General features: G+C 61.4%; 19 protein-coding genes and 1 pseudogene. 7 read left to right on the forward strand and 13 right to left on the reverse strand.

Annotated elements, in window-relative coordinates:
* Positions 1-691: 691 nt before the first annotated feature.
* From WMO64_RS15435 to WMO64_RS15465, 7 genes and pseudogenes are all read left to right on the forward strand, one after another.
* Positions 692-4,294, forward strand: a complete 3,603-nt coding sequence (locus tag WMO64_RS15435; RefSeq protein ID WP_349232550.1) for a glycosyl hydrolase — start codon at positions 692-694, stop codon at positions 4,292-4,294.
* 238 nt (positions 4,295-4,532) lie between these two features.
* Complete coding sequence (locus WMO64_RS15440) at positions 4,533-5,444, forward strand: class II glutamine amidotransferase (protein ID WP_349232551.1); 912 nt, start codon at positions 4,533-4,535, stop codon at positions 5,442-5,444.
* 81 nt (positions 5,445-5,525) lie between these two features.
* Positions 5,526-5,873 (forward strand): hypothetical protein, encoded by a 348-nt coding sequence (locus WMO64_RS15445; RefSeq protein ID WP_349232552.1) that lies wholly within the window; start codon positions 5,526-5,528, stop codon positions 5,871-5,873.
* Positions 5,874-5,985: 112 nt separating this feature from the next.
* Positions 5,986-6,399: a hypothetical protein gene (locus tag WMO64_RS15450; protein WP_349232553.1), complete on the forward strand. Its 414-nt coding sequence runs from the start codon at positions 5,986-5,988 to the stop codon at positions 6,397-6,399.
* 77 nt (positions 6,400-6,476) lie between these two features.
* Positions 6,477-6,653, forward strand: a complete 177-nt coding sequence (locus WMO64_RS15455; protein ID WP_349232554.1) for a hypothetical protein — start codon at positions 6,477-6,479, stop codon at positions 6,651-6,653.
* 162 nt (positions 6,654-6,815) lie between these two features.
* Positions 6,816-8,363, forward strand: a complete 1,548-nt coding sequence (locus WMO64_RS15460) for a recombinase family protein (RefSeq protein WP_349232555.1) — start codon at positions 6,816-6,818, stop codon at positions 8,361-8,363.
* Positions 8,338-8,484, forward strand: a pseudogene (locus WMO64_RS15465) (sporulation transcriptional regulator SpoIIID); the annotation flags it as partial. The gene WMO64_RS15460 and the pseudogene WMO64_RS15465, both read left to right, overlap by 26 nt.
* Positions 8,485-8,546: 62 nt before the next feature.
* Here the strand turns inward: WMO64_RS15465 and aroE are convergent.
* The 13 genes from aroE to rpsM form a co-directional block, all read right to left on the reverse strand.
* Positions 8,547-9,401 carry a shikimate dehydrogenase gene (aroE, locus tag WMO64_RS15470; RefSeq protein ID WP_349232556.1) on the reverse strand — a complete coding sequence of 285 codons (855 nt, stop codon included), beginning with the start codon at positions 9,399-9,401 and terminating at the stop codon, positions 8,547-8,549.
* A gap of 60 nt (positions 9,402-9,461) precedes the next feature.
* A complete protein-coding gene (aroQ, locus tag WMO64_RS15475; RefSeq protein ID WP_349232557.1) occupies positions 9,462-9,896 on the reverse strand; it encodes a type II 3-dehydroquinate dehydratase in 435 nt (144 codons plus the stop codon).
* Positions 9,893-10,393, reverse strand: a complete 501-nt coding sequence (locus WMO64_RS15480) for a shikimate kinase (RefSeq protein ID WP_349232558.1) — start codon at positions 10,391-10,393, stop codon at positions 9,893-9,895. The genes aroQ and WMO64_RS15480 overlap by 4 nt, the downstream gene beginning before the upstream one ends.
* Entirely contained in the window at positions 10,390-11,559 is a 1,170-nt protein-coding gene (locus WMO64_RS15485) for a bifunctional chorismate mutase/prephenate dehydratase (RefSeq protein ID WP_349232559.1), read from the reverse strand. Before WMO64_RS15485 ends, WMO64_RS15480 begins: the two co-directional genes overlap by 4 nt.
* A 56-nt stretch (positions 11,560-11,615) precedes the next feature.
* Positions 11,616-12,593 (reverse strand): chorismate synthase, encoded by a 978-nt coding sequence (locus WMO64_RS15490; protein ID WP_349232560.1) that lies wholly within the window; start codon positions 12,591-12,593, stop codon positions 11,616-11,618.
* A 29-nt stretch (positions 12,594-12,622) separates the two neighbouring features.
* Positions 12,623-13,858, reverse strand: coding sequence for a 3-phosphoshikimate 1-carboxyvinyltransferase (locus tag WMO64_RS15495; protein WP_349232561.1), 1,236 nt, complete (start codon positions 13,856-13,858; stop codon positions 12,623-12,625).
* Positions 13,855-14,919, reverse strand: coding sequence for a 3-dehydroquinate synthase (aroB, locus tag WMO64_RS15500; RefSeq protein ID WP_349232562.1), 1,065 nt, complete (start codon positions 14,917-14,919; stop codon positions 13,855-13,857). Before aroB ends, WMO64_RS15495 begins: the two co-directional genes overlap by 4 nt.
* Complete coding sequence (gene aroF / locus WMO64_RS15505) at positions 14,916-15,932, reverse strand: 3-deoxy-7-phosphoheptulonate synthase (protein WP_349232563.1); 1,017 nt, start codon at positions 15,930-15,932, stop codon at positions 14,916-14,918. The genes aroB and aroF overlap by 4 nt, the downstream gene beginning before the upstream one ends.
* Before the next feature lie 373 nt (positions 15,933-16,305).
* Positions 16,306-16,647, reverse strand: a complete 342-nt coding sequence (rplQ, locus tag WMO64_RS15510; protein ID WP_349232564.1) for a 50S ribosomal protein L17 — start codon at positions 16,645-16,647, stop codon at positions 16,306-16,308.
* Positions 16,648-16,812: 165 nt separating this feature from the next.
* On the reverse strand, positions 16,813-17,760 hold the full coding sequence (locus WMO64_RS15515; RefSeq protein WP_006573432.1) for a DNA-directed RNA polymerase subunit alpha: 948 nt from the start codon (positions 17,758-17,760) through the stop codon (positions 16,813-16,815).
* Positions 17,761-17,845: 85 nt separating this feature from the next.
* Complete coding sequence (rpsD, locus tag WMO64_RS15520) at positions 17,846-18,448, reverse strand: 30S ribosomal protein S4 (protein ID WP_349232565.1); 603 nt, start codon at positions 18,446-18,448, stop codon at positions 17,846-17,848.
* 18 nt (positions 18,449-18,466) lie between these two features.
* Positions 18,467-18,874, reverse strand: coding sequence for a 30S ribosomal protein S11 (gene rpsK / locus WMO64_RS15525; protein WP_006573430.1), 408 nt, complete (start codon positions 18,872-18,874; stop codon positions 18,467-18,469).
* Between the two features lie 14 nt (positions 18,875-18,888).
* The gene (gene rpsM, locus WMO64_RS15530; protein WP_191540250.1) at positions 18,889-19,257 is read right to left on the reverse strand and encodes a 30S ribosomal protein S13; all 369 of its coding nucleotides are present in this window, start codon (positions 19,255-19,257) and stop codon (positions 18,889-18,891) included.

Below are 19,257 nucleotides of genomic sequence, written 5' to 3' on the forward strand. Positions count from 1 at the left end.
AGGACACCTCCATTGCTGGCTGATTTCATTCACGCCAGAGTCTGTAAACCAAAGTGCGAAAAATTCTTGACACTACCTGCCCGCATCCGCATTAGTCTACTCATAGCGGCAGGGCTGCAAAGGGGGCAGGACAGGAAGCTCCATAACCTATTCATCCATGGTATGATACGACCTACTCCGTCATCCCCCTTCTTTCTCCATTCAAACCTGCACCAACTCATCGCGGTGTAACCTTTAGGCTGCTTTTGCTCTGTACAACTGCGAAAAAAGCATTTTTTTGAAAAAGAAAATGTGCAAATGATCAGCCCGCAGATTGAACAATAAGATTTTAAAATAATTAGGGAAAAAGGCAGGAGAAACAGCGGAGAAAAGCGAACTTTTGAATATAAAATATTTGACGCCAAACTTTTACGCGACAAAGTTCGGCCACGTATTCCGGCGGTGTGTGCCGCGTTTTGCGCATGCTAATGATGACTTGTCAATGTTGCAAACAATAATCCGTTTTTTATAGCAATTATTTGTACAAAATGATATATTTTAAAAGAAATATCCGGCAAAAGTGCAGCCGGATAGACATACCGCGCTGTCGGCCGCAGGGGAAGAGAGAAGGGAAGATCTGCGGCATGCATCCGGGATGAGCGGCGCCGGACGCCGGCGGGCGGTGTGGAATTTTGAGAGAGGTGAGCAATTGATGAAAAAAGCACTGTCAACACTCCTCGCGCTGTGCATGCTCCTGAGCCTGCTGCCGTCCGCAGCCTTTGCGGCTGAGGACAGCGGCCTCACCCAGACGGAAGCGGAAGCTGCGGTGGCGGCCCTGAACGCCAAGGCCGGTTCCGACTTCTACTACGAGCTGGTGGACAACTATGCCGACTCGGACATCGGCTACCGCACGGAGGTGCGCTGGTGGATGGCCGAGGGCGGCCACACCGACCAGACCCTGGAGGAAGAGGTCCAGGCCATGTATGACGCCGGTTTCCGGGGCGTCGAGCTGTGCCAGCTCAATGAGAGCAGCCTGGACGCCACGGTCTACGGCTACGGCTCCGAGCAGTGGAACCACGACTTCCACGTGGTGCTCAACAAGGCCCTGGATCTGGGCATGACCGTGGGTATCACCTCCGGCACCAACTGGAACACCACCAACGTGCCCGGCCTGGACCCCAACGACCAGGCGGCCATGCAGGGCGTGTTTGCCACCTCCGAGCTGGTGGAGAGCGGCGCCTCCATCAGTGGCCCCGCGCCCCGTGAGGTGCTGGTGGCCGGTACCTTCGGCGCGCCCGACACCATGCAGCCTGTGAACGACGTAAACACCTTTATCGGCGCCTACGCCTTCAAGGTGATCGGACCCGACACCCAGATGGCCCTGGGCGAAGAGGTGGAGATGACCCGTCTGGACTCTGCCAGCTGCATCGACCTGACCGGCAAGGTGACGGTGGACGCCGACGGCAAGGAGTGCCTGGACTGGACCGCGCCCGACGACGGGGACTACTATGTGTTCTTCTACTGGCAGCAGGGCACCGCCCAGCAGTCCTCTCCCTCCGTGGAGCCCGCCTACTGTGTCAACTACTTTGACATCCGGGGCTTCGAGGCCTTCAAGGAGTACTTCTCCGCCAACGTGCTCAACGACCCGGAACTCAACGAGAAGATCAAGAACGGCGACGTGCAGCTGTTCATGGACTCCCTGGAGATCAGCCGGGGCAACTGCGTCACCTACTGGACCGAGGACTTTGCCGACGAGTTCATGGCCCGGAAGGGGTATGACATCCGGCCCTATCTGTTCATGAACATCGGTCTGCCTGCCGAGTCCGAGCTGGCCCGCTGGTCCCCCCTGCCCGCTGAGTTCGGCACCTTCTGCGTGGAGACCGACGACCTGGGCACCAAGATCTTCAACGACCTACGGGACGTGCAGACCGAGCTGTACATGGAGAACCTGCTGGAGCCCATGGAGGAGTGGCTCAACGAGTACAACATCTCCCTGCGGGCCCAGATCTCCTATGGCCGCTACTTTGAGATCTCCGAGCCCACCATGGCGGTGGACTATCCCGAGGCCGAAAATCTGAACCAGCGCAACCAGGTGGACATCTACCGCCTGTGGACCGGCGCCGCCAAGCTGGAGAACAAGATCCTCTCCAGCGAGACCGGCGCCCTGGGCGGTATGGGCTACTCCTATGACCAGCAGCGCCACCTCCAGGAGGCCTATTCCCTCTATGCCGCCGGTTTCAGCCGCATCAACTGGCACGTGTGGACCTCCTCCTGGTCCCCTGAGAGCATCACCCAGACCTGGCCCGGCTTCCAGAGCCTGCCCTTTGGTCCCGCCTTCAACCCCAACTTCAACGTGCTGGGCACCCGTGAGCCCGAGTACGCCACCTACTGGGAGTTCAACCAGCACCTGGGCCGCATCCAGCAGCTGCTGCGGGAGGGCGTGTCCCGCACCGACGTGGGCATGCTGTACCTGAAGTACGACCAGCACGTTGCCGCCCAGTGCCTGGAGGAGGACGACATGTGGATGGAGCGCCACGACTACATGCTCTTCCCCTCCACCGAGCTGCAGGAGAACGGCTATACCTACGACTACTTCAGCCCCGCCTTCCTGGAGGATGACGCGGTCTCCTACAACGCCGAGACCGGTACCCTGGAGCAGGCCGGCTACAAGGCCCTGGTGCTCTGGCAGAACTGGCTGACCGTGGAAGGGGCCCAGGACGTGCTGGACCTGGCCAAGCAGGGCATGAAGATCGTTGTGGTGGACGGCGCCGCCGTGGAGACCCCCTACAACGACGGCCGGGACGATGAGCTGGCTCAGATCATGACCCAGCTCAAGAGCCTGAAGAATGTGGCCACCGCCGCCACTGCCGACGACGTGATGGAGGCCCTGGAGTCCCTGGGTGTGGAGCCCTACGCCGGCTTTGCCGAGGAGAACCTCCAGCTCCTGACCCAGGTCCGCCAGGACGGCGACGACATGTACATGTACGTCTACAACTACTGCGACGGCTCTCTCCACGACGGAGACGACCCCGACCATGGCACCAACGCCAAGGTGGACGTGGCTGTGGACGGCACCTTCCTGCCCTACCAGATCGATGCCTGGACCGGCGAGGTAACCCAGCTGAGCCAGTACCGCCATGAGGACGGCAAGACCATCATCACTGTGGACCTGGACTACGGCAATGTGGCTCTGTACGCCTTTGAGGCCGTAGACAGCGAAGACGTGCACGTGGTCTCCGCCGACCAGGCCGACGCCCTCTTCACCGACACCGACGGCTCCATCATTCTGCGCGCCACCGAGAGCGGTACCTACACCGCCACATTGAACGATGGCACTGCCTACACCAACACTCTGGCTGTGGCCGCCCCCTATGACATCACCGGCTGGGATCTGACCGTGGAGGCGTGGAGCGCCAGCGACGAGAAGCTGACCCGCACTGACACCTACACTGACAGCAAGGGCAACACCAGCGTGGAATACACCTACGACACCGTCAAGACGGACACCACCGTCCATCTGGACAAGCTGACCACCTGGGACAAGATCCCTGAAATCGGCCAGGGAGCCTCCGGCACCGGACACTACACCGCCCAGTTCAACTGGGACGGCCAGGCGGACGGCGCATACCTGGACTTCGGCAGCATGGTCAATAGTATGAAGGTCTACATCAACGGCAAGCAGACCACGGATCTGAACATGAACCAGCCTGTGCTGGACATCACCGAGTATCTGGTGCCCGGCGTAAACACCATTGAGATGGACTACTACTCCAACCTGGCCAACGAGCTGCTGGAGACCGGTGTGCTCACCGAGGGCACCACCTCCTGGGCTGGCTACGACATCGAGTACCGCAGCTACGGGCCCACTCAGGCGGTTATTATCCCCTATGCTCAGGTGGACATCAGCGAGGAAGTGTCCCTCTACTTCACCGACGTGGGCAAGGACAGCCCCTATGTGGACGCCGTGGCCGCGCTGACACAGGACGGCGTCATCAAGGGCGTGGGCCAGACCCAGTTCCGGCCCGACGCCGCCATCACTGTGGCCGAGCTGGCCACCTTCCTGGGCCGTATGGCCGGCGTGACGGTGGATAACAGTGCGGCTGCCGCCGGGCTGGCCGCGGACGGCTGGTCCGCCGGCTATGTGGCCTGGGCCAGAGAGCAGGGCTTTGTGGACAGCCAGGCGCAGTACGCCGCCCTGACCGCCGAGCAGGTCAACGCCGCGCTCTCCGCCTTCTGCGCCTCCCGGGGTGTTGCGGCCGTCACCGCTAAGAGCGCCTCCCGAGGCGACGTGGTAGTGGCACTGGGCACGCTTTAAAGCTAAATTCACTCTATAAGGTAAGGTACCCGCGGCGGAAATTCTGCCGCGGGTGCCTTTTTATATTTGCCTTGATTGCAGGCGGCGATGGATATACCCTCAATGGCCGTTTTCAAGCATTTTATTACCCTTAACGTAACTTTTCCGGTCTGACGGCAAACACACGTACATACTATAATCATGAAACCCAGAGAGCAGCCGCTCTCCGGGCTATCTCTTTATCTGGAGGTTATTGATCATGAATGTACTGCTGGTAGCACCGATGGAGCCGCCCAGACGGGTGGAGATCGAAAACTCACTGGAGAGCATGCAGGCCGTGGCCGCAGAGAGCGAGGCCCAGGGCACCGATGCGGCGGGTATCGCCTACAACTCCGGCGACCGGTTCCGGCTCTACAAGCGGCCCGGTCCCGCTCGCAAATGCAGCTTCCGCATCCCGGATGATGCAAGGGTCGTTATGGGGCATAGCCGTATGACGACTCAGGGTAAGGCCAAATATAACAGAAACAACCACCCCTTTGCCGGGAAGGTGCCCGGAACGCGGTTTGCGCTGGCCCACAACGGCGTGCTCTACAACGACCATATTCTGCGTGCGGAGAAGCACCTGCCTCACACCGGAATCCAGACGGACAGCTATGTGGCAGTCCAGCTCATTGGACAGCAGAGAGCTCTCACACCGGACAGTCTGAAGTACATGGCTGAGTCGGTGGAGGGCTCTTTTGTCTTTACCGTGCTGGATGATAAGGACACGCTCACCTTCGTCAAGGGGGACAACCCCCTCTGCCTGCTCTATTTCCCCGGCCTGGACCTCTATGTGTACGCCTCCACGGTGGAAATCCTGCGGAAGGCGCTGAGCCGCACCTGGCTGGGCGGAATGTTTTCCACAGAGATGGTGGTGGACGGTGGAGAAATTCTGACCATCCGGGCGGATGGGAGCCGCCGGACAGACCGGTTCCGGCAGCAGGAGTCCTGGCTCTTCTATGGGCGGTATTACCCAACCGTCCGGCGCAGCACTCAGTCCCGCTATCTCCGGACGCTGAAGAGTGTGGCCTCCGCCTTCGGGTACAGCCCGGCCCACATTGACGCCATGCTGGAGGAAGGCTGGACCACCGACGAAATCGAGGAGGCTCTCTATGAGACTGGAGTTCTCTGACGTCCGGGCTGTCCCGGCTGCTGGCGGTGATGAGCAGCCACCATCGGAGCGGTAAGTCAATTCCGGGATCAGGTGGTACTGGTGGATGACTTGGCAAAAAGCGCCGCTTCGTCTGACATGCGTGCCCGTCTGGACCTGATTGCCGACGTGCTCCGTTTTGCCTCCAATGATACGGATCGGGTGCGCTTATCCCCACATAGGAAGCTGGAAGAGCGGTTTTGTCAAGGCGGCTTGGTATTTACGGGCGAATTCCAGCTCCATAATCCCTCTGACGTGACACGCCTTACCACAGTCGAAATCCGTCAGCCTATGCAGGGTGGAAACACTGGCGACCGTATATTGGCTGCTACCGCTTTTCACTATTTGATCCTATGGCTCCTTCCGCGACTGGATGAAGAATTGGAGTCACTTCGCAAAAAAACTGGATGATATCTCTTTTGGGACCAATATCCGCCTGCGAAAAAACCGCGTCTTGCTCCTCTGGTCAATCCGGCTCTTCTATCAGTTCGCTGCTGATACGAGGGCGGTAACGGAGCAGTATGTGCATCAGGCAATGGTGCATGCGGAAAAAATCTTGAATGACATTCTGGAGCAGCAATCATGCAAGACTAACCAGTCCACATGCCAATCCCCGCGAGGAAATCTCTGCTGGTACATTTTCTGTGCCTACAGGGAAAATGAATTCCACATCGTTTCCCGCAAGGATATCCATTCTGACGCGGACTGCGTGGTGGAAAATGGTGCTCTTTGTATTCGGACAGACACACTGCTAGCGTATTTGCGTAGCGCAACGCCTTACCGGGATCTAAGTAAAACCACGATGAACCGTTGCCTGCACGAAGAAGGCGTGCTGACACAACACTGCGAAAGCCGCGCGGCCACAAAGAAAATCAAAGGCCAGCGCTACCTGGAACTGAACCTTGCAAGGCTTAAAGCGGCTTCACTGTCCTACTGACAACTGCAGCGGCAGGTATAATGGCCGGCAATTTCGCATAGCTATCTTCTGCTAAGAGGATGGAGGTGGCCTATGCCATGAGAACACGGAAACTGACCTATGTCTTCCACAACCCCAACACGGAGGAGGCCACCGCTAACTTCCTCGTCAAACTCTTTACAGAGGTAAATCAGCCAAAGCTAGAGGCGGCGATACGCCGACTCCAGGAGCAACGTCAGCCGTCAGAAGTTCTTCTGCCTGATGACAATACATAAGGGCTCCGATGGCAGTCTAGCTGCAGCCAGCAGAACCGTGTGAAGCCAAGTTAGACCACTAGTTCCACAACATACGGAACTAGTGGTTTTTCCTGTGCTGCGAACAGCTACCTGATACAATATAGTCAACACAGAGTGGTATTATTTAACTGAGAGGTTTTTATGAATATCGCCGCTTACTGCCGTGTCTCAACGGATAAGGAAGATCAGCTCAACAGTCTGGATGCGCAGAAAGAGTTTTTTTCCCAATATACACAACGCACAGGGGATAACCTCGTGCGGCTGTATGCCGATGAAGGTATTTCCGGCACCAAAATCAAGAACCGCAAAGAGTTCCTGAGGATGATGGCAGACGCGGAGCACGGTCTCTTTGATATGTTGGTAGTCAAGGACATCTCCCGCTTTGCTCGAAACACAGTTGACTTCTTGCAGAATGTCCGCAAGCTGAAAGTATTGGGCATCGAAACCCAGTTTCTCACCGCCAACATGACCAGCATGGGCAACAGTGAATTTGTACTGACCATCTTCGGTGCGCTGGCGCAGGAGGAGAGCGCCAACACCTCCAAGCGAGTGAAATTCGGCAAGAAAATGAACGCGGAGAAGGGGCGTGTGCCCAACATCGTCTATGGCTATGACAAGACCATCGGCGACTACTTCAACCTGACCATTAACGAAGAAGAAGCCGCCGTTGTCCGCCAAATTTACCAGTGGTACATCCAGGACGGGTACGGTGCAGCGAAAATTTCCAATTTTCTCAATGAGCGGTGCCTTAAAACCAAGCGGAACTGTCGTTGGAGCCAGAATGGAGTGTGCCGTATCCTCACCAACGAGCTTTACACCGGAAAAATTATCAATGGCAAGCAGGAGGTCACGGATTTTCTCACCGGCCAGCGGGTCGACAAGGATGAAACAGACTGGATGGTAGTGGACCGGCCGGATCTTCGTATTATCGATCCGGAAACCTTTGAGCAGGCCCAGCAAATCATGCGGTCCCGTGGACAGGCATTCAAGGTGGACAAGGAGCGGCAGAGCAACAAATACCTGTTCTCTACTCTTATCAAGTGCAAGGAGTGCGGCTGGTCCTTCCGGCGCACCGTCCGCACCTATAAGAATACCTATGTCCGGTGGGTTTGCTCCGGGCATAACGGCAAGGGGGCGGACAACTGCCCCAATGCTGTGACAGTGGACGAGGAGGAACTGATTGAGGTTTTGCAGGAATACTTCGCTGGGGTGCTTAAAGCAAAGAAAAATGTCATCCGCTATGTCACCCATGAGTTCCAACGGGTCTACAAGGCAAAGGATGAAAATCTAAACTACGAGAAGGAACTGACTGCCCAGCTTGCCAAGCTGCAAAAGACCCGCCAGAAATACATGGATATGTATGCTGACGATCTAATCAGCCGGGAGGAGCTGAATGATAAAATCGGCGGAATGCGGAAGGAGATTGAGCGGCTGGAAAACGAGCTGAAGATGGTATCTTATCACCTCACCAAAGGTGAGCAGCTGGAAACCATTCTGAACCAGACCTTCAAGGAGATTGAGGACATCGCCGATGTGCGGCAGATGACCAACGCCCAGCTCAAGCGGATTATCCAGAAGATTGAGGTGGACAAGGACGGGAATGTGGACATTTATCTGCGCCTATTCGGTGATTTGGGCTTGGATGAAACCGTTCTAATTCGTCACGACGAAACACAAAGACCTGTCTGAACGCCTTCCCGCATTCAACCGTCCGCTGTACGAGCAGGCCAAGCAGATTCTGGAGGAGAACAAGGCGGAGCGGCATATCCGGGGCGGGATCGCCACCAGGAGAAAATATAAGGGCGCGTAAATTTCCAGGCAAAAAAACGCGAGAGCCTGTCTCCCCATGGGCGGAGGCAGGCTCTCATTCTGTCACAGAACATTTTTCAGCAGCTGCGCCATGGCGGCGGCGTCGATGGCGGTGTCCGTGAAGTGCTCCAGGGCGAACACCGCCTGATAGACCAGCATGCTCAGACCGTTGGCGGCGGGGTGGCCCAGCTCCCTGGCCCGGCGGAGCAGCGCCGTCTCGGCCGGGGCGTAGATCAGGTCGAACACCGGCACGCCGGCGGGCAATTTTTCCAGGAAGGACAGGTCCTCAAACTGCCCCTGTGTCCCCTCCATGCCCAGGCTGGTGCAGTTGACCACCAGGTCCGCCCGGGCGGCCAGGCGGCACAGGGTTGCGGAGTCGAACCCGGCGGGGGCCAGGCGGCCCAGCGGCTCGTGGGCGCAGAGGGCGGCGGCCTTCTCCACCGTCCGGTTGCACACGAACACCGCCCGCGCCCCCTGCTGGACCAGCTTGAGGGCCACCGCACGGGCGGCGCCCCCCGCCCCCAGCAGCAGGACGGTCTTCCCTTCCGGCGCGGCGTCCAGATCCTCCAGCGCCCGGATAAAGCCCCGGCCGTCCGTATTATATCCGTATACTCTGCCGTCTTTTATACAGACCGTATTGACCGCTCGGTACAGCCGGGCATCCTCATCGGTCTCGTCCATGAGGGGAAAGAGGACCTCCTTGTGGGGCATGGTGGCGTTGAATCCGGCATACCCGGCAAATCTGGCGCACCTGAGCCACTCCGCCGCCTGCCCCCGGGGCACCGGCTGGCACAGGTAGACATAATCCAGCCCCAGGGTGGAGAGCATGGTGTTGTGGATCAGGGGCGACTTGGAGTGAAGCACCGGATCGCCGATCACACAGAGCTTTTTTGTGGTGTTTGTGAGTTCTACCTTCATGTCCATCTCTCCCTGTTGAGATTGCAGGCCGCGTCTTTTAAGAATGGAAGCTCTCTTTGTCTACTTTCTCTCTCGAGAGAGAAAGTAACCCATGGCGGCCTCATATCCGTACAGGCCCAGGCCGCAGATCTGGCCCACGCAGGCGGGGGCGGTGACGCTCTTGTGGCGGAACTCCTCCCGCTGGTGGACGTTGGAGATGTGGACCTCAATACAGGGCACGCTCACCGCCTTCAGGGCGTCCAGAATGGCATAGCTGTAATGGGTGAAGGCCCCCGGATTCATGACGATGGCGTCGTACACCCCGTCGGCGGCGTGGATGGCGTCGATGATGGCCCCCTCGTGGTTGGACTGGAAGCACTCGGCGGTGGAGCCGTGGTCCGCCGCAAAGGTCTTCAGGCGCTGGCACAGGGCCTCGTAGCTGTTCTCGCCGTAGATGCCCGGCTCCCGCTTGCCCAGCAGGTTCAGGTTGGGGCCGTTGAGGATGAGAAATTTCATGGCTGACATGCCTCCCGATAGAGGGCGGCGATGCGCGCCGCCGCCTCTTCCGCTGTTTTCGTGTGGGAAATCGTATACTGCGCGTATTTTTGATATAGTTCTATGCGTTGAGTATAGAGAATACGCAGCTTGTCCGGGTCCTTGCCCACCAGAGGACGGCCCATGTGGTCCTCCCCCAGGATGTCCTCCAGGGCCCGGTCCCGGAAAAAGATCAGCCCGGTGGCAGAGAGGGCCGCCATGTTCTCCGGCTGGAGAATGATCCCGCCCCCCGTTGCAATGACAGTGTTGTCAAGCTCTGCCGCCTGACGGGCGGCGGCGGTTTCCCGGTCCCGGAAGGCGGCCTCCCCTTCCCGGGCAAAGAGCTCCGGGATGGTCTCCCCTGCCGCTGCCTCCACCATGGCGTCGGTATCCACCAGGGGCATACAGAGCATCCGTGAGAGGATTTTCCCCACCGTGGACTTGCCGCTGCCCGGCATGCCGATAAGCACCAGATTCATGGCTGTTCCTCCGGCTCATAGGCCTTGAAGTTGCCCAGAATGCGCATGCCGGCGGCCAGCTGGCTCAGCTCGTGGAGCACGCCGTCCATGCCGGGGGCGTCCAGGTCGCCGGTGAACTCCAGGAAAAACAGGTACTCCCAGTTCCGACCGGGGATGGGCCGGGACTCGATCTTCAGCAGGTTCAGGTTCTGCACCGCGAAGATGGTGAGGATCTCGTGGAGGGAGCCGCTCTGGTGGGGCAGGGTGAAGAGGGCGCTGATCTTGTTGCGCTCCGTCCGGTGCTCCGGCACCGGCGAGACCACTACAAAGCGGGTGGTGTTGGCGTTGTTGTAGTTGACCTTCTCGGCCAGGATGTTCAGGCCGTAGAGCTGGGCGGCCCGGCGGGAGCAGATGGCGGCGGCGGTGCGGTCGCCGGAGGCGGCCACCTCCTTGGCCGAGCCTGCGGTGTCCAGGGTGGGCACCCGCTGCCAGTCCCGGTGGGCGTCCAGAAAGCGCTCGCTCTGCATCAGCCCCTGCTCGTGGGAGTAGACCGTGCGGATGTCGTCCATGGTCACCCCGGGCAGGGCCATGAGGCAGTGCTCCACCTTCACCTGCCACTCCCCCACGATGTAGTACCGGTACTGGGCCAGCAGGTCGTACACCTGGCGGATGGAGCCGGTGGAGCTGTTCTCCACCGGCAGGACGGCATAGTCCGCCTCCCCCGCGTCCAGAGCGGCAAACACGTCGGTGAACCAGGCCAGGCCGCGGCTGTTCACCTGGGGACCGAAGAAGCCCACGGCGGCCTCCTCGCTGTAGCAGCCGGGCTCCCCCTGATACACCACCCGGGGGTTCTCCACCGGCGTGCGGGCGTGGGCCAGATCGGCCAGCCAGGCGGCATAGCCCGGGTCCTCCGCCCCCTCGTGGACCAGCCGCCGCTGCTGGCGGCGGGAGATGGCCATGATGGACGCGTACAGCTCGGCCACGTCCGCCTTGAGAGTGGCGTCGTCCACCATGGCGGTGCGGGCCTCCACCACCCGGCGCTCCCGGGCGGCGTCCAGCACCGGCATCTGCCGCTCCAGCTTGTACTGCCCCACCTTGGCCGTGATGTCCATCCGGCGGCGGAACAGCGCCACCAGCTCCTTGTCCACGGCGTCGATCTGGTCTCGGTACTCCTCCAGCTGAGACATAGAAAGGTCACTCCTGTTGTTGAGATGGGGAGCCGCATGCCCCCGCGAATGGAAAATCAGATGCCCAGCAGCTCGCAGGCCGCCAGAGCTGCGGCGGCTTCAATGACGGGCACCGCCCGGTGGACGATGCACGGGTCGTGCCGGCCCTCGATGACCAGCTTGGCGTCCTTGCCGGTGGACAGATCCACGGTGTCTTGCTCCCGGGCGATGGAGGGGGTGGGCCGGATGGCCACCTCAAAGACCACCGGCATGCCGTTGGTGATGCCGCCGTTGACGCCGCCGGTGTGGTTGGTGCGGGTGCGGACGGTACTTCCGTCCATGCAGAAGGGGTCGTTGGCCTGGCTGCCCCGCATGGCGGCGAAGCCGAAGCCCGCGCCGAAGGCCACCGCCTTCACCGCCGGGACGGCGTACAGCTGCTGGGAGAAGATACCCTCCACGTTGCGGCCGTAGTCCGGAGCGCCCAGCCCGGCGGGCAGGCCCTCCACCGTGCAGCGGATGGCCCCGCCTACGCTGTCCAGGTCCCCCTTGGCGGCCAGGACGGCCTCCTCCACCTGCTCCGGGGTGGGGTCCTGGATGCCGCCCACGTTGGAGATGTAGGCGGACACGGTGACGCCCCTCTCCCGCAGGATCAGCTTGGCCAGGGCCCCGGCAAAGACCAGCGGCGCGGTGAGACGGCCGGAAAAGTGGCCGCCGCCCCGGTAGTCGTTATAGCCCTCGTACCGGACGCGGCCGGAGTAGTCGGCGTGGCCGGGCCGGGGCAGGTCCTTCAGCTTGGCGTAATCCTTGGAGCGGGTGTCCGTGTTCTCGATCACCGCGCACAAAGGGGTTCCGGTGGTCTTCCCCTCAAATACCCCCGAGAGGATGTGGGGCTCGTCGGCCTCCCGGCGGGCGGTGGACATGGGGCTCTTGCCCGGTGCGCGGCGGGCCATCTCAGAGCGGATAAAGTCCATATCCACCCCAATGCCCGACGGCACGTGCTCCAGCACCACGCCGATGGCGGGGCCGTGAGACTCGCCGAAGATGATATGCTTCATGGGATTGCACTTCCTTTCCCCAGAGGGCGTCACTGACTGATGGAGATCTGTCCCCCCAGCCGGGCGTACTCGTCCCAGAAGGTGGGATAGGACTTGCGCACGCACTCCGCCCCGGTGACGGTGACAGGCGCGGCGCAGTTGGTGGCGGCAATGGCGGCCATCATGGCGATGCGGTGATCGTTGTGGCCGGAGACAGCCACGCCGCCGGGCAGGCTGTCTTTGCCGGTGATGACCAGGTGGTCGGCGTACTCTTCCACCTCCGCCCCCAGGGCGTTGAGGACCTCCGTCACGGTGGACAGCCGGTCGCTCTCCTTGATGCGCAGGCGGGCGGCGTTCACCAGCCGGGTGATCCGGCCCGCTCCCCGCAGGGCGGCCATGGCCGCCAGAGGGGGCACCAGGTCGGGACAGCCGGACACGTCGATCTCCGCCTCCCCCGGCCTGGCGATGGTCCAGTACAGCATGCCGATGCAGGCGTCCCCCTGGGCGGACTGATAGTTCAGGCCCTGGATGTCCAGCGTGCTGTCCAGGTAGGCGGCGGCGTACCAGAAGGCGGCGTTGGACCAGTCGGCCTCCACAGTCATAGGGGCGGCATGGCCGGTCTGGTTCCCGGGTACCCGGAAGGTGCGGTCGCCGTCGTACTCCGCCGCCACGCCGAAGGCGCTTAGGGCGTCCATGGTCATGCGGACGTAGTCCGCGCTCTCCAGAGGGGTGGTGAGGCGGATCTCCGAGTCCCCGTGCAGCAGGGGCAGGGCGTAGAGCAGGCCGGTGACGAACTGGGAGGACACGTTCCCCGGCAGGGTGTACACCCCGGGGGTGAGCTGTCCCCTGACGGTGAGGGCGCCGTCCTGCTGTTCATAGGCGATGCCCTTCTCCCGGAAGATGGCGAAATAGGGCTCCTGGGGCCGCTCCATCAGGCGGCCGTGGCCGGTGAACACGCCGCCGCCCCGGACGGCCAGGGCCACCGGAATGAGGAAGCGGAGGGTGGAGCCGCTCTCGCCGCAGTCCAGCCGGGGGAGCGCGCCGCCGGAGGCCGTCCGGCCCGCCAGGCCGGTGACCGCCAACTGGTCCCCCTCCTGCCGGACGGCGGCCCCCAGGGCCTCCAGGCAGCGGACGGTGGCCTGGATGTCCTGGGAGAAGGCCACGTTGGAGAGGTGGCTGGTGCCGTCGGCCAGGGCGGCGGCCAGAAGCAGCCGGTGGGCCTGGGACTTGGACGGGGGCGGCGTGACAGCACCGTGGAGCAGGGATGGCGTTATGGTGACATTCATTTCAGTTCCTCCAGCAGCGCGGCTTTGGGCATGGGGTGGGCCACGGCCTTCCCCGGCTCCTCCAGCAGGATGACCGAGATGGAATCCCCAGCCCCCTTCTTGTCCAGGCCAATGGCCGCGGCGTAGTCGGCGTGGGTGCAGGGGATGGCCACCGGCAGACCAAAGCAGCCCAACAGCACACCGATGCGCTCGGGCAGTCCGGCCGGAGTGACGCCCAGGGTCACGCCCAGCTCCGCCGCCTTCACCATGCCGGCGGCCACCGCCTGGCCGTGGGTCCAGGTCTGGTAGTGCCCCGCCAGCTCATAGGCGTGGCCCAGGGTGTGGCCGAAGTTGAGGACCATCCGTGCGCCGGTATCCCGCTCATCCTCCACCACAACAGCGCGTTTAATATCGCAGCAGGTATACAAAACGTGTTCAATATCCGCCATGATCTCCTGCCGGGAGGGGTGCTGCTCCAGCCAGGAGAGGAAGGCGGCGTCCTTGATGCAGCCGTACTTGATGACCTCGGCCATGCCGTCGGCAAAGGTCTTGTCGTCCAGGGTGCCCAGCACCGCCGGGTCCATCAGCACCAGTCTGGGCTGCCAGAAGGCTCCGGCCAGGTTCTTGCCGTGGTTCAGGTCGATGGCCACCTTGCCGCCCACGGAGGAGTCCACCTGGGCCAGGAGAGTGGTGGGGATCTGGACAAAGTCCACGCCCCGGAGGATGGTGGCGGCGGCAAAGCCCGCCAGGTCCCCCACCACGCCGCCGCCCAGGGCCACCACGGCGTCGGTACGGGTGAGGCCGAAGTCCATCATGCACTCCCACAGCCGGGAGAGCTGCTCCACACACTTGGAGGCCTCCCCGGCGGGGATCTCACAGACGGCGGTCTCAAATCCGGCGGCCTCCAGGGAGGGGATGATCCGATTCAGGTACAGGGGCCCCACGGTGGAGTCGGTCACCACAAAGAGACGGCTGGCCCTGGGCAGGGCCGAGCGGCACAGCTCCCCCGCCCGGGCGAGAAACCCCGGCTCGATGAGGATATCGTAGGCCCGGCCGGGCAGGTTTACGTTCAGCGTTTTCATACCAGCGTCTTCCCCATCATGTTCACCAAGGTGCCCACCTTGCCCATGAGGTCGTCGAACTTCTTGGGGGTGAGGGACTGCTGGCCGTCGCACTTGGCGTGGGCGGGGTCGTTGTGGACCTCAATGATGAGGCCGTCGGCCCCGGCGGCCACCGCCGCCATGGCCAGGGGCTCCACCATCCAATACATGCCCGCGGCGTGAGAGGGGTCCACGATGACGGGCAGGTGGCTCATCTGCTTGATGGCAGGGATGGCGGACACGTCCAGGGTGTTGCGGGTGTAGGTCTCAAAGGTGCGGATGCCCCGCTCACAGAGGATGACGTTCTCGTTGCCGCCGGCCATGATGTACTCGGCGGACATGATCCACTCCTCATAGGTGTTGGACAGGCCCCGCTTCAGAAGGACGGGCTTGGACATCTTGCCCACCTCCTTGAGCAGCTCAAAGTTCTGCATGTTCCGGGCACCGATCTGGACAACGTCCACCTTCTCCTCGAAGATCTCCACGTAACGGGGGGCCATGATCTCGGAGACGATGGGCAGGCCGGTAGCCTGGCGGGCCTCCACCAGCAGGTCCAGGCCGGGGGTACCCATGCCCTGGAAGGCATAGGGGGAGGTGCGGGGCTTGAAGGCGCCGCCCCGGAGCATGGACGCGCCGGAGGCCTTCACCGCCTTGGCCACCTCCACGATCTGCTCCTCGCTCTCCACGGAGCAGGGGCCAGCGATGACGCCGAAGTTGCCGCCGCCGATCTTGGCCTTGCCCACGGTGACCACGGTATCCTCGGGGTGGAACTTCCGGTTGGCCAGCTTGTAGGGCTCCTGGACCCGCATGACCCGCTCCACGTTGGGTTCGATGGAGATTTTGTCCATATCCAGGGCGGTGGTGTCGCCCACCAGGCCCAGAATGGTGCAGCCCACGCCGTTGGTGACGCCCACCCGCAGGCCCTGGCTCTCAAACTTGGCGGCCAGTGCGTCGATGTCCTCTTTCCGCGTGCCGGGCTTCATAATAACGACCATAATTCAAACATCCTTTCCTTTTTACGCAAATGAAAAGGGAGCACATTGATGAAATCAATGTGCTCCCCGTAATGGATACGAAGATACGCGCGGTCCGGGCATCCCGGGCCTGCGCCATTCATTTCATCCCTCTTATTTACCCAACACAAAATAGCCGGTGCTCATAAATCGAGCCCAGCCAAAGGTAAAGAAGAAGGATGCAGTTGTGAGGGCGGATCGGTTCATGGGGTACCTCACACTTTAAAGGTTTGGGGCCATTATACGCTCTCCCGGCGGAAATTGCAAGAATATTTTTGGCAAGATTCATATCCGGACAAAAAGAGCCGCCCGCCGCTCCACAGGGGAGCGGCGGGCGGCTGGATTTCCTTTATGCTCAGACGAGCTGGACGATAGCCATCTCGGCGGCATCGCCGCGGCGGGGCCCGATCTTGACCACGCGGGTGTAGCCACCCTCGCGGCCCTGATACTTCAGGTTGAACTCGGAGAAGAGCTTCTTGGCCACGTCCTCCTTGGTGATAAAGGACAGCGCCTGACGGTAGGAAGCCAGGTCGTTCTTCTTGGCCAGGGTGATCATCTTCTCAGCCAGGGGGGCGACCTCCTTGGCGCGGGGCAGGGTGGTCTTGATCTGGCCGTTCTCCAGCAGGTAGGTCACCATGGCACGAAGCATGGCCTTACGCTGGTCGCTGCGGCGGCCCAGTCTACGATATCCGGACATGAAAAACACTCCTATTCGATTTCACGTACGCAGACGCAAAATTCCTTTTAAATTCGTCCTGAAGAAGGCGTTGCCTTCTCTGGAAAGCGCGCACAGCGCCCAGGCAGGGCCTGGGGCCGCGAGGGAACGTTACTTGCCCGCGGCCGCCCTCCGGTTGGGGAGAAATCAGTTGTCGTCGCTGGCCAGGCTCAGGCCCATCATGGCCAGCTTGTTGACGACCTCTTCCAGGGACTTGCGGCCCAGGTTGCGGACCTTCATCATCTCGTCCTCGGTCTTGGAAATCAGATCCTCGACGGTGTTGATGTTGGCGCGCTTGAGGCAGTTGAAGGAACGGACGGACAGGTCCAGCTCCTCGATGGTCATCTCCAGCACCTTGTCCCGCTGGGCCTCGGCCTTCTCCACCACCGTGGACTTGTTGCCCATGGTCTCGGACAGGTCGGTGAACAGGACGAAGTGGTCGCACAGAATGCGGGCGCCCAGGCTCACTGCATCCCGGGCGGTGATGGTGCCGTTGGTCCACACCTCAAGGGTCAGCTTGTCGAAGTCGGTCTGATCCCCCACGCGGGTGGGTTCCACGGTGTAGTTGACCTTGCGCACGGGGGTGTACACAGAGTCCACCGGGATAACGCCGATGATGTTCTGAGCCGGCTTGTTCCGGTCGGCGGGCACATAGCCCCGGCCGTGGGACAGGGTCAGCTCCATGTTCAGGGACGCGTCGGGACCCAGGGTGGCGATGTGAAGGTCGGGATTCAGGACCTCCACCTCGCCGTCAGCCTTAATGTCGCCGGCCGTGACCTCGCACTCGCCGCTGGCCTCGATATAGACCGTCTTGACGCCCTCGCAGTGGAGCTTGGCAATGATGCTCTTGACATTGAGGACGATCTCCGTCACATCCTCCTTCACACCGGGAATGCTGCAGAACTCATGCTGCACGCCGGCGATCTTGATGGACGTGACTGCCGTACCGGGCAGAGAAGAGAGGAGAATGCGGCGCAGGGAATTGCCCAGAGTCGTGCCGTAACCACGCTCCAGAGGCTCGACCACGTACTTGCCATAGGAGCCGTCGCCAGGGTTCTCCACACATTCGATGCGCGGCTTCTCGATTTCTACCATGTGTTACCCTCCTTTTCGCAGCGGCGGGCGGGGCAGCCCGCCGCCTGGTTTTACAGCTCACCAATAATCGAGGGTACGCGCTCTCTTACTTGGAGTACAGCTCGACGATCAGGTGCTCCTCAACAGGCAGATCCACGTCCTCGCGGACGGGCAGCTTGGTGACAGTACCCTTCAAGGTGTTCTTCTCGCGCTCCAGCCACTGGGGCAGCAGCACGTTGGGGGCGTCCTCGCCGGTCAGCTTCTTGAACTTGGCGGAAGAGCGGCTGCTCTCCTTGACCTCGATCACGTCGCCCTCCTTCACCAGGTAAGAGGGGATGTCCACGCGCTGGCCGTTGACGGTGAAGTGGCCGTGGTTGACCAGCTGACGGGCCTCGCGGCGGGTGTTGGCGAAGCCCAGACGGTACACCACGTTGTCCAGGCGGCGCTCCACCAGGATCAGCAGGTTGTCACCGGTCTTGCCGGCCATACGGGTGGCCTTCTCATAGTAGGAGCGGAACTGCTTCTCCATGATGCCGTAGACGAATTTGACCTTCTGCTTCTCAGACAGCTGAAGGGCATACTCGCTCTTCTTCTTTCTCATCTGGCCGCCGGGATTGCGGTTGCTCTCCTTCTTGGCGTAGCCCATAGCGGCAGGAGAAATGCCCAGCGCACGGCAGCGCTTGGCGATAGGCTGCATATTCTTTGCCATTGATTCTTCCTCCTTCTATTACACGCGACGACGCTTGGGCGGACGGCAGCCGTTGTGGGGGATGGGGGTCACGTCCTTGATCAGGGTGACTTCCAGACCCACGGCCTGCAGGGCGCGGATAGCAGCCTCACGGCCGGCGCCGGGGCCCTTCACGTAGACCTCGACGGTCTTCAGGCCGTGCTCCATGGCAGCCTTAGCGGCGGTCTCGGCGGCGGTCTGAGCGGCGAAGGGGGTGGACTTACGGGAACCGCGGAAGCCCAGGCCGCCGGAGGAGGCCCAGGACAGGGCGTTGCCGCCCATATCGGTCACGGTAACCATGGTGTTGTTGAAGGAGGAGCGGATGTGCACCTGGCCCTTCTCAACGTTCTTACGCTCGCGGCGCTTACGCACCACTTTCTTGCCCTTGGTATTAGCAGCAGTAGCCATGTGTATCTCCCTCCTTACTTCTTCTTATTGGCGACGGTACGCTTGGGACCCTTGCGGGTACGGGCGTTGGTCTTGCTGCGCTGGCCGCGGACGGGCAGGCCCTTGCGGTGACGGATGCCGCGGTAGCAGCCAATCTCGGTCAGACGCTTGATGTCCATCGCGACGTCGCGACGCAGGTCGCCTTCCACAGTATAGTTGTGGGCGATGCACTCACGGAGCGCGGCTTCATCGGCCTCGGTGAGGTCCTTGACGCGGGTATCGGGGTTGATCCCGGTCTCGGCCAGGATCTTGTTGGCGCTGGTGCGCCCGATGCCATAGATATAGGTCAGACCGATTTCGATCCGCTTATCCTTGGGCAGGTCAATGCCGGCAATACGTGCCAT

Origin of the sequence: Pseudoflavonifractor intestinihominis, from assembly GCF_040096055.1 — a bacterium.
GTDB classification, from domain to species: Bacteria; Bacillota; Clostridia; order Oscillospirales; family Oscillospiraceae; genus Pseudoflavonifractor; species Pseudoflavonifractor intestinihominis.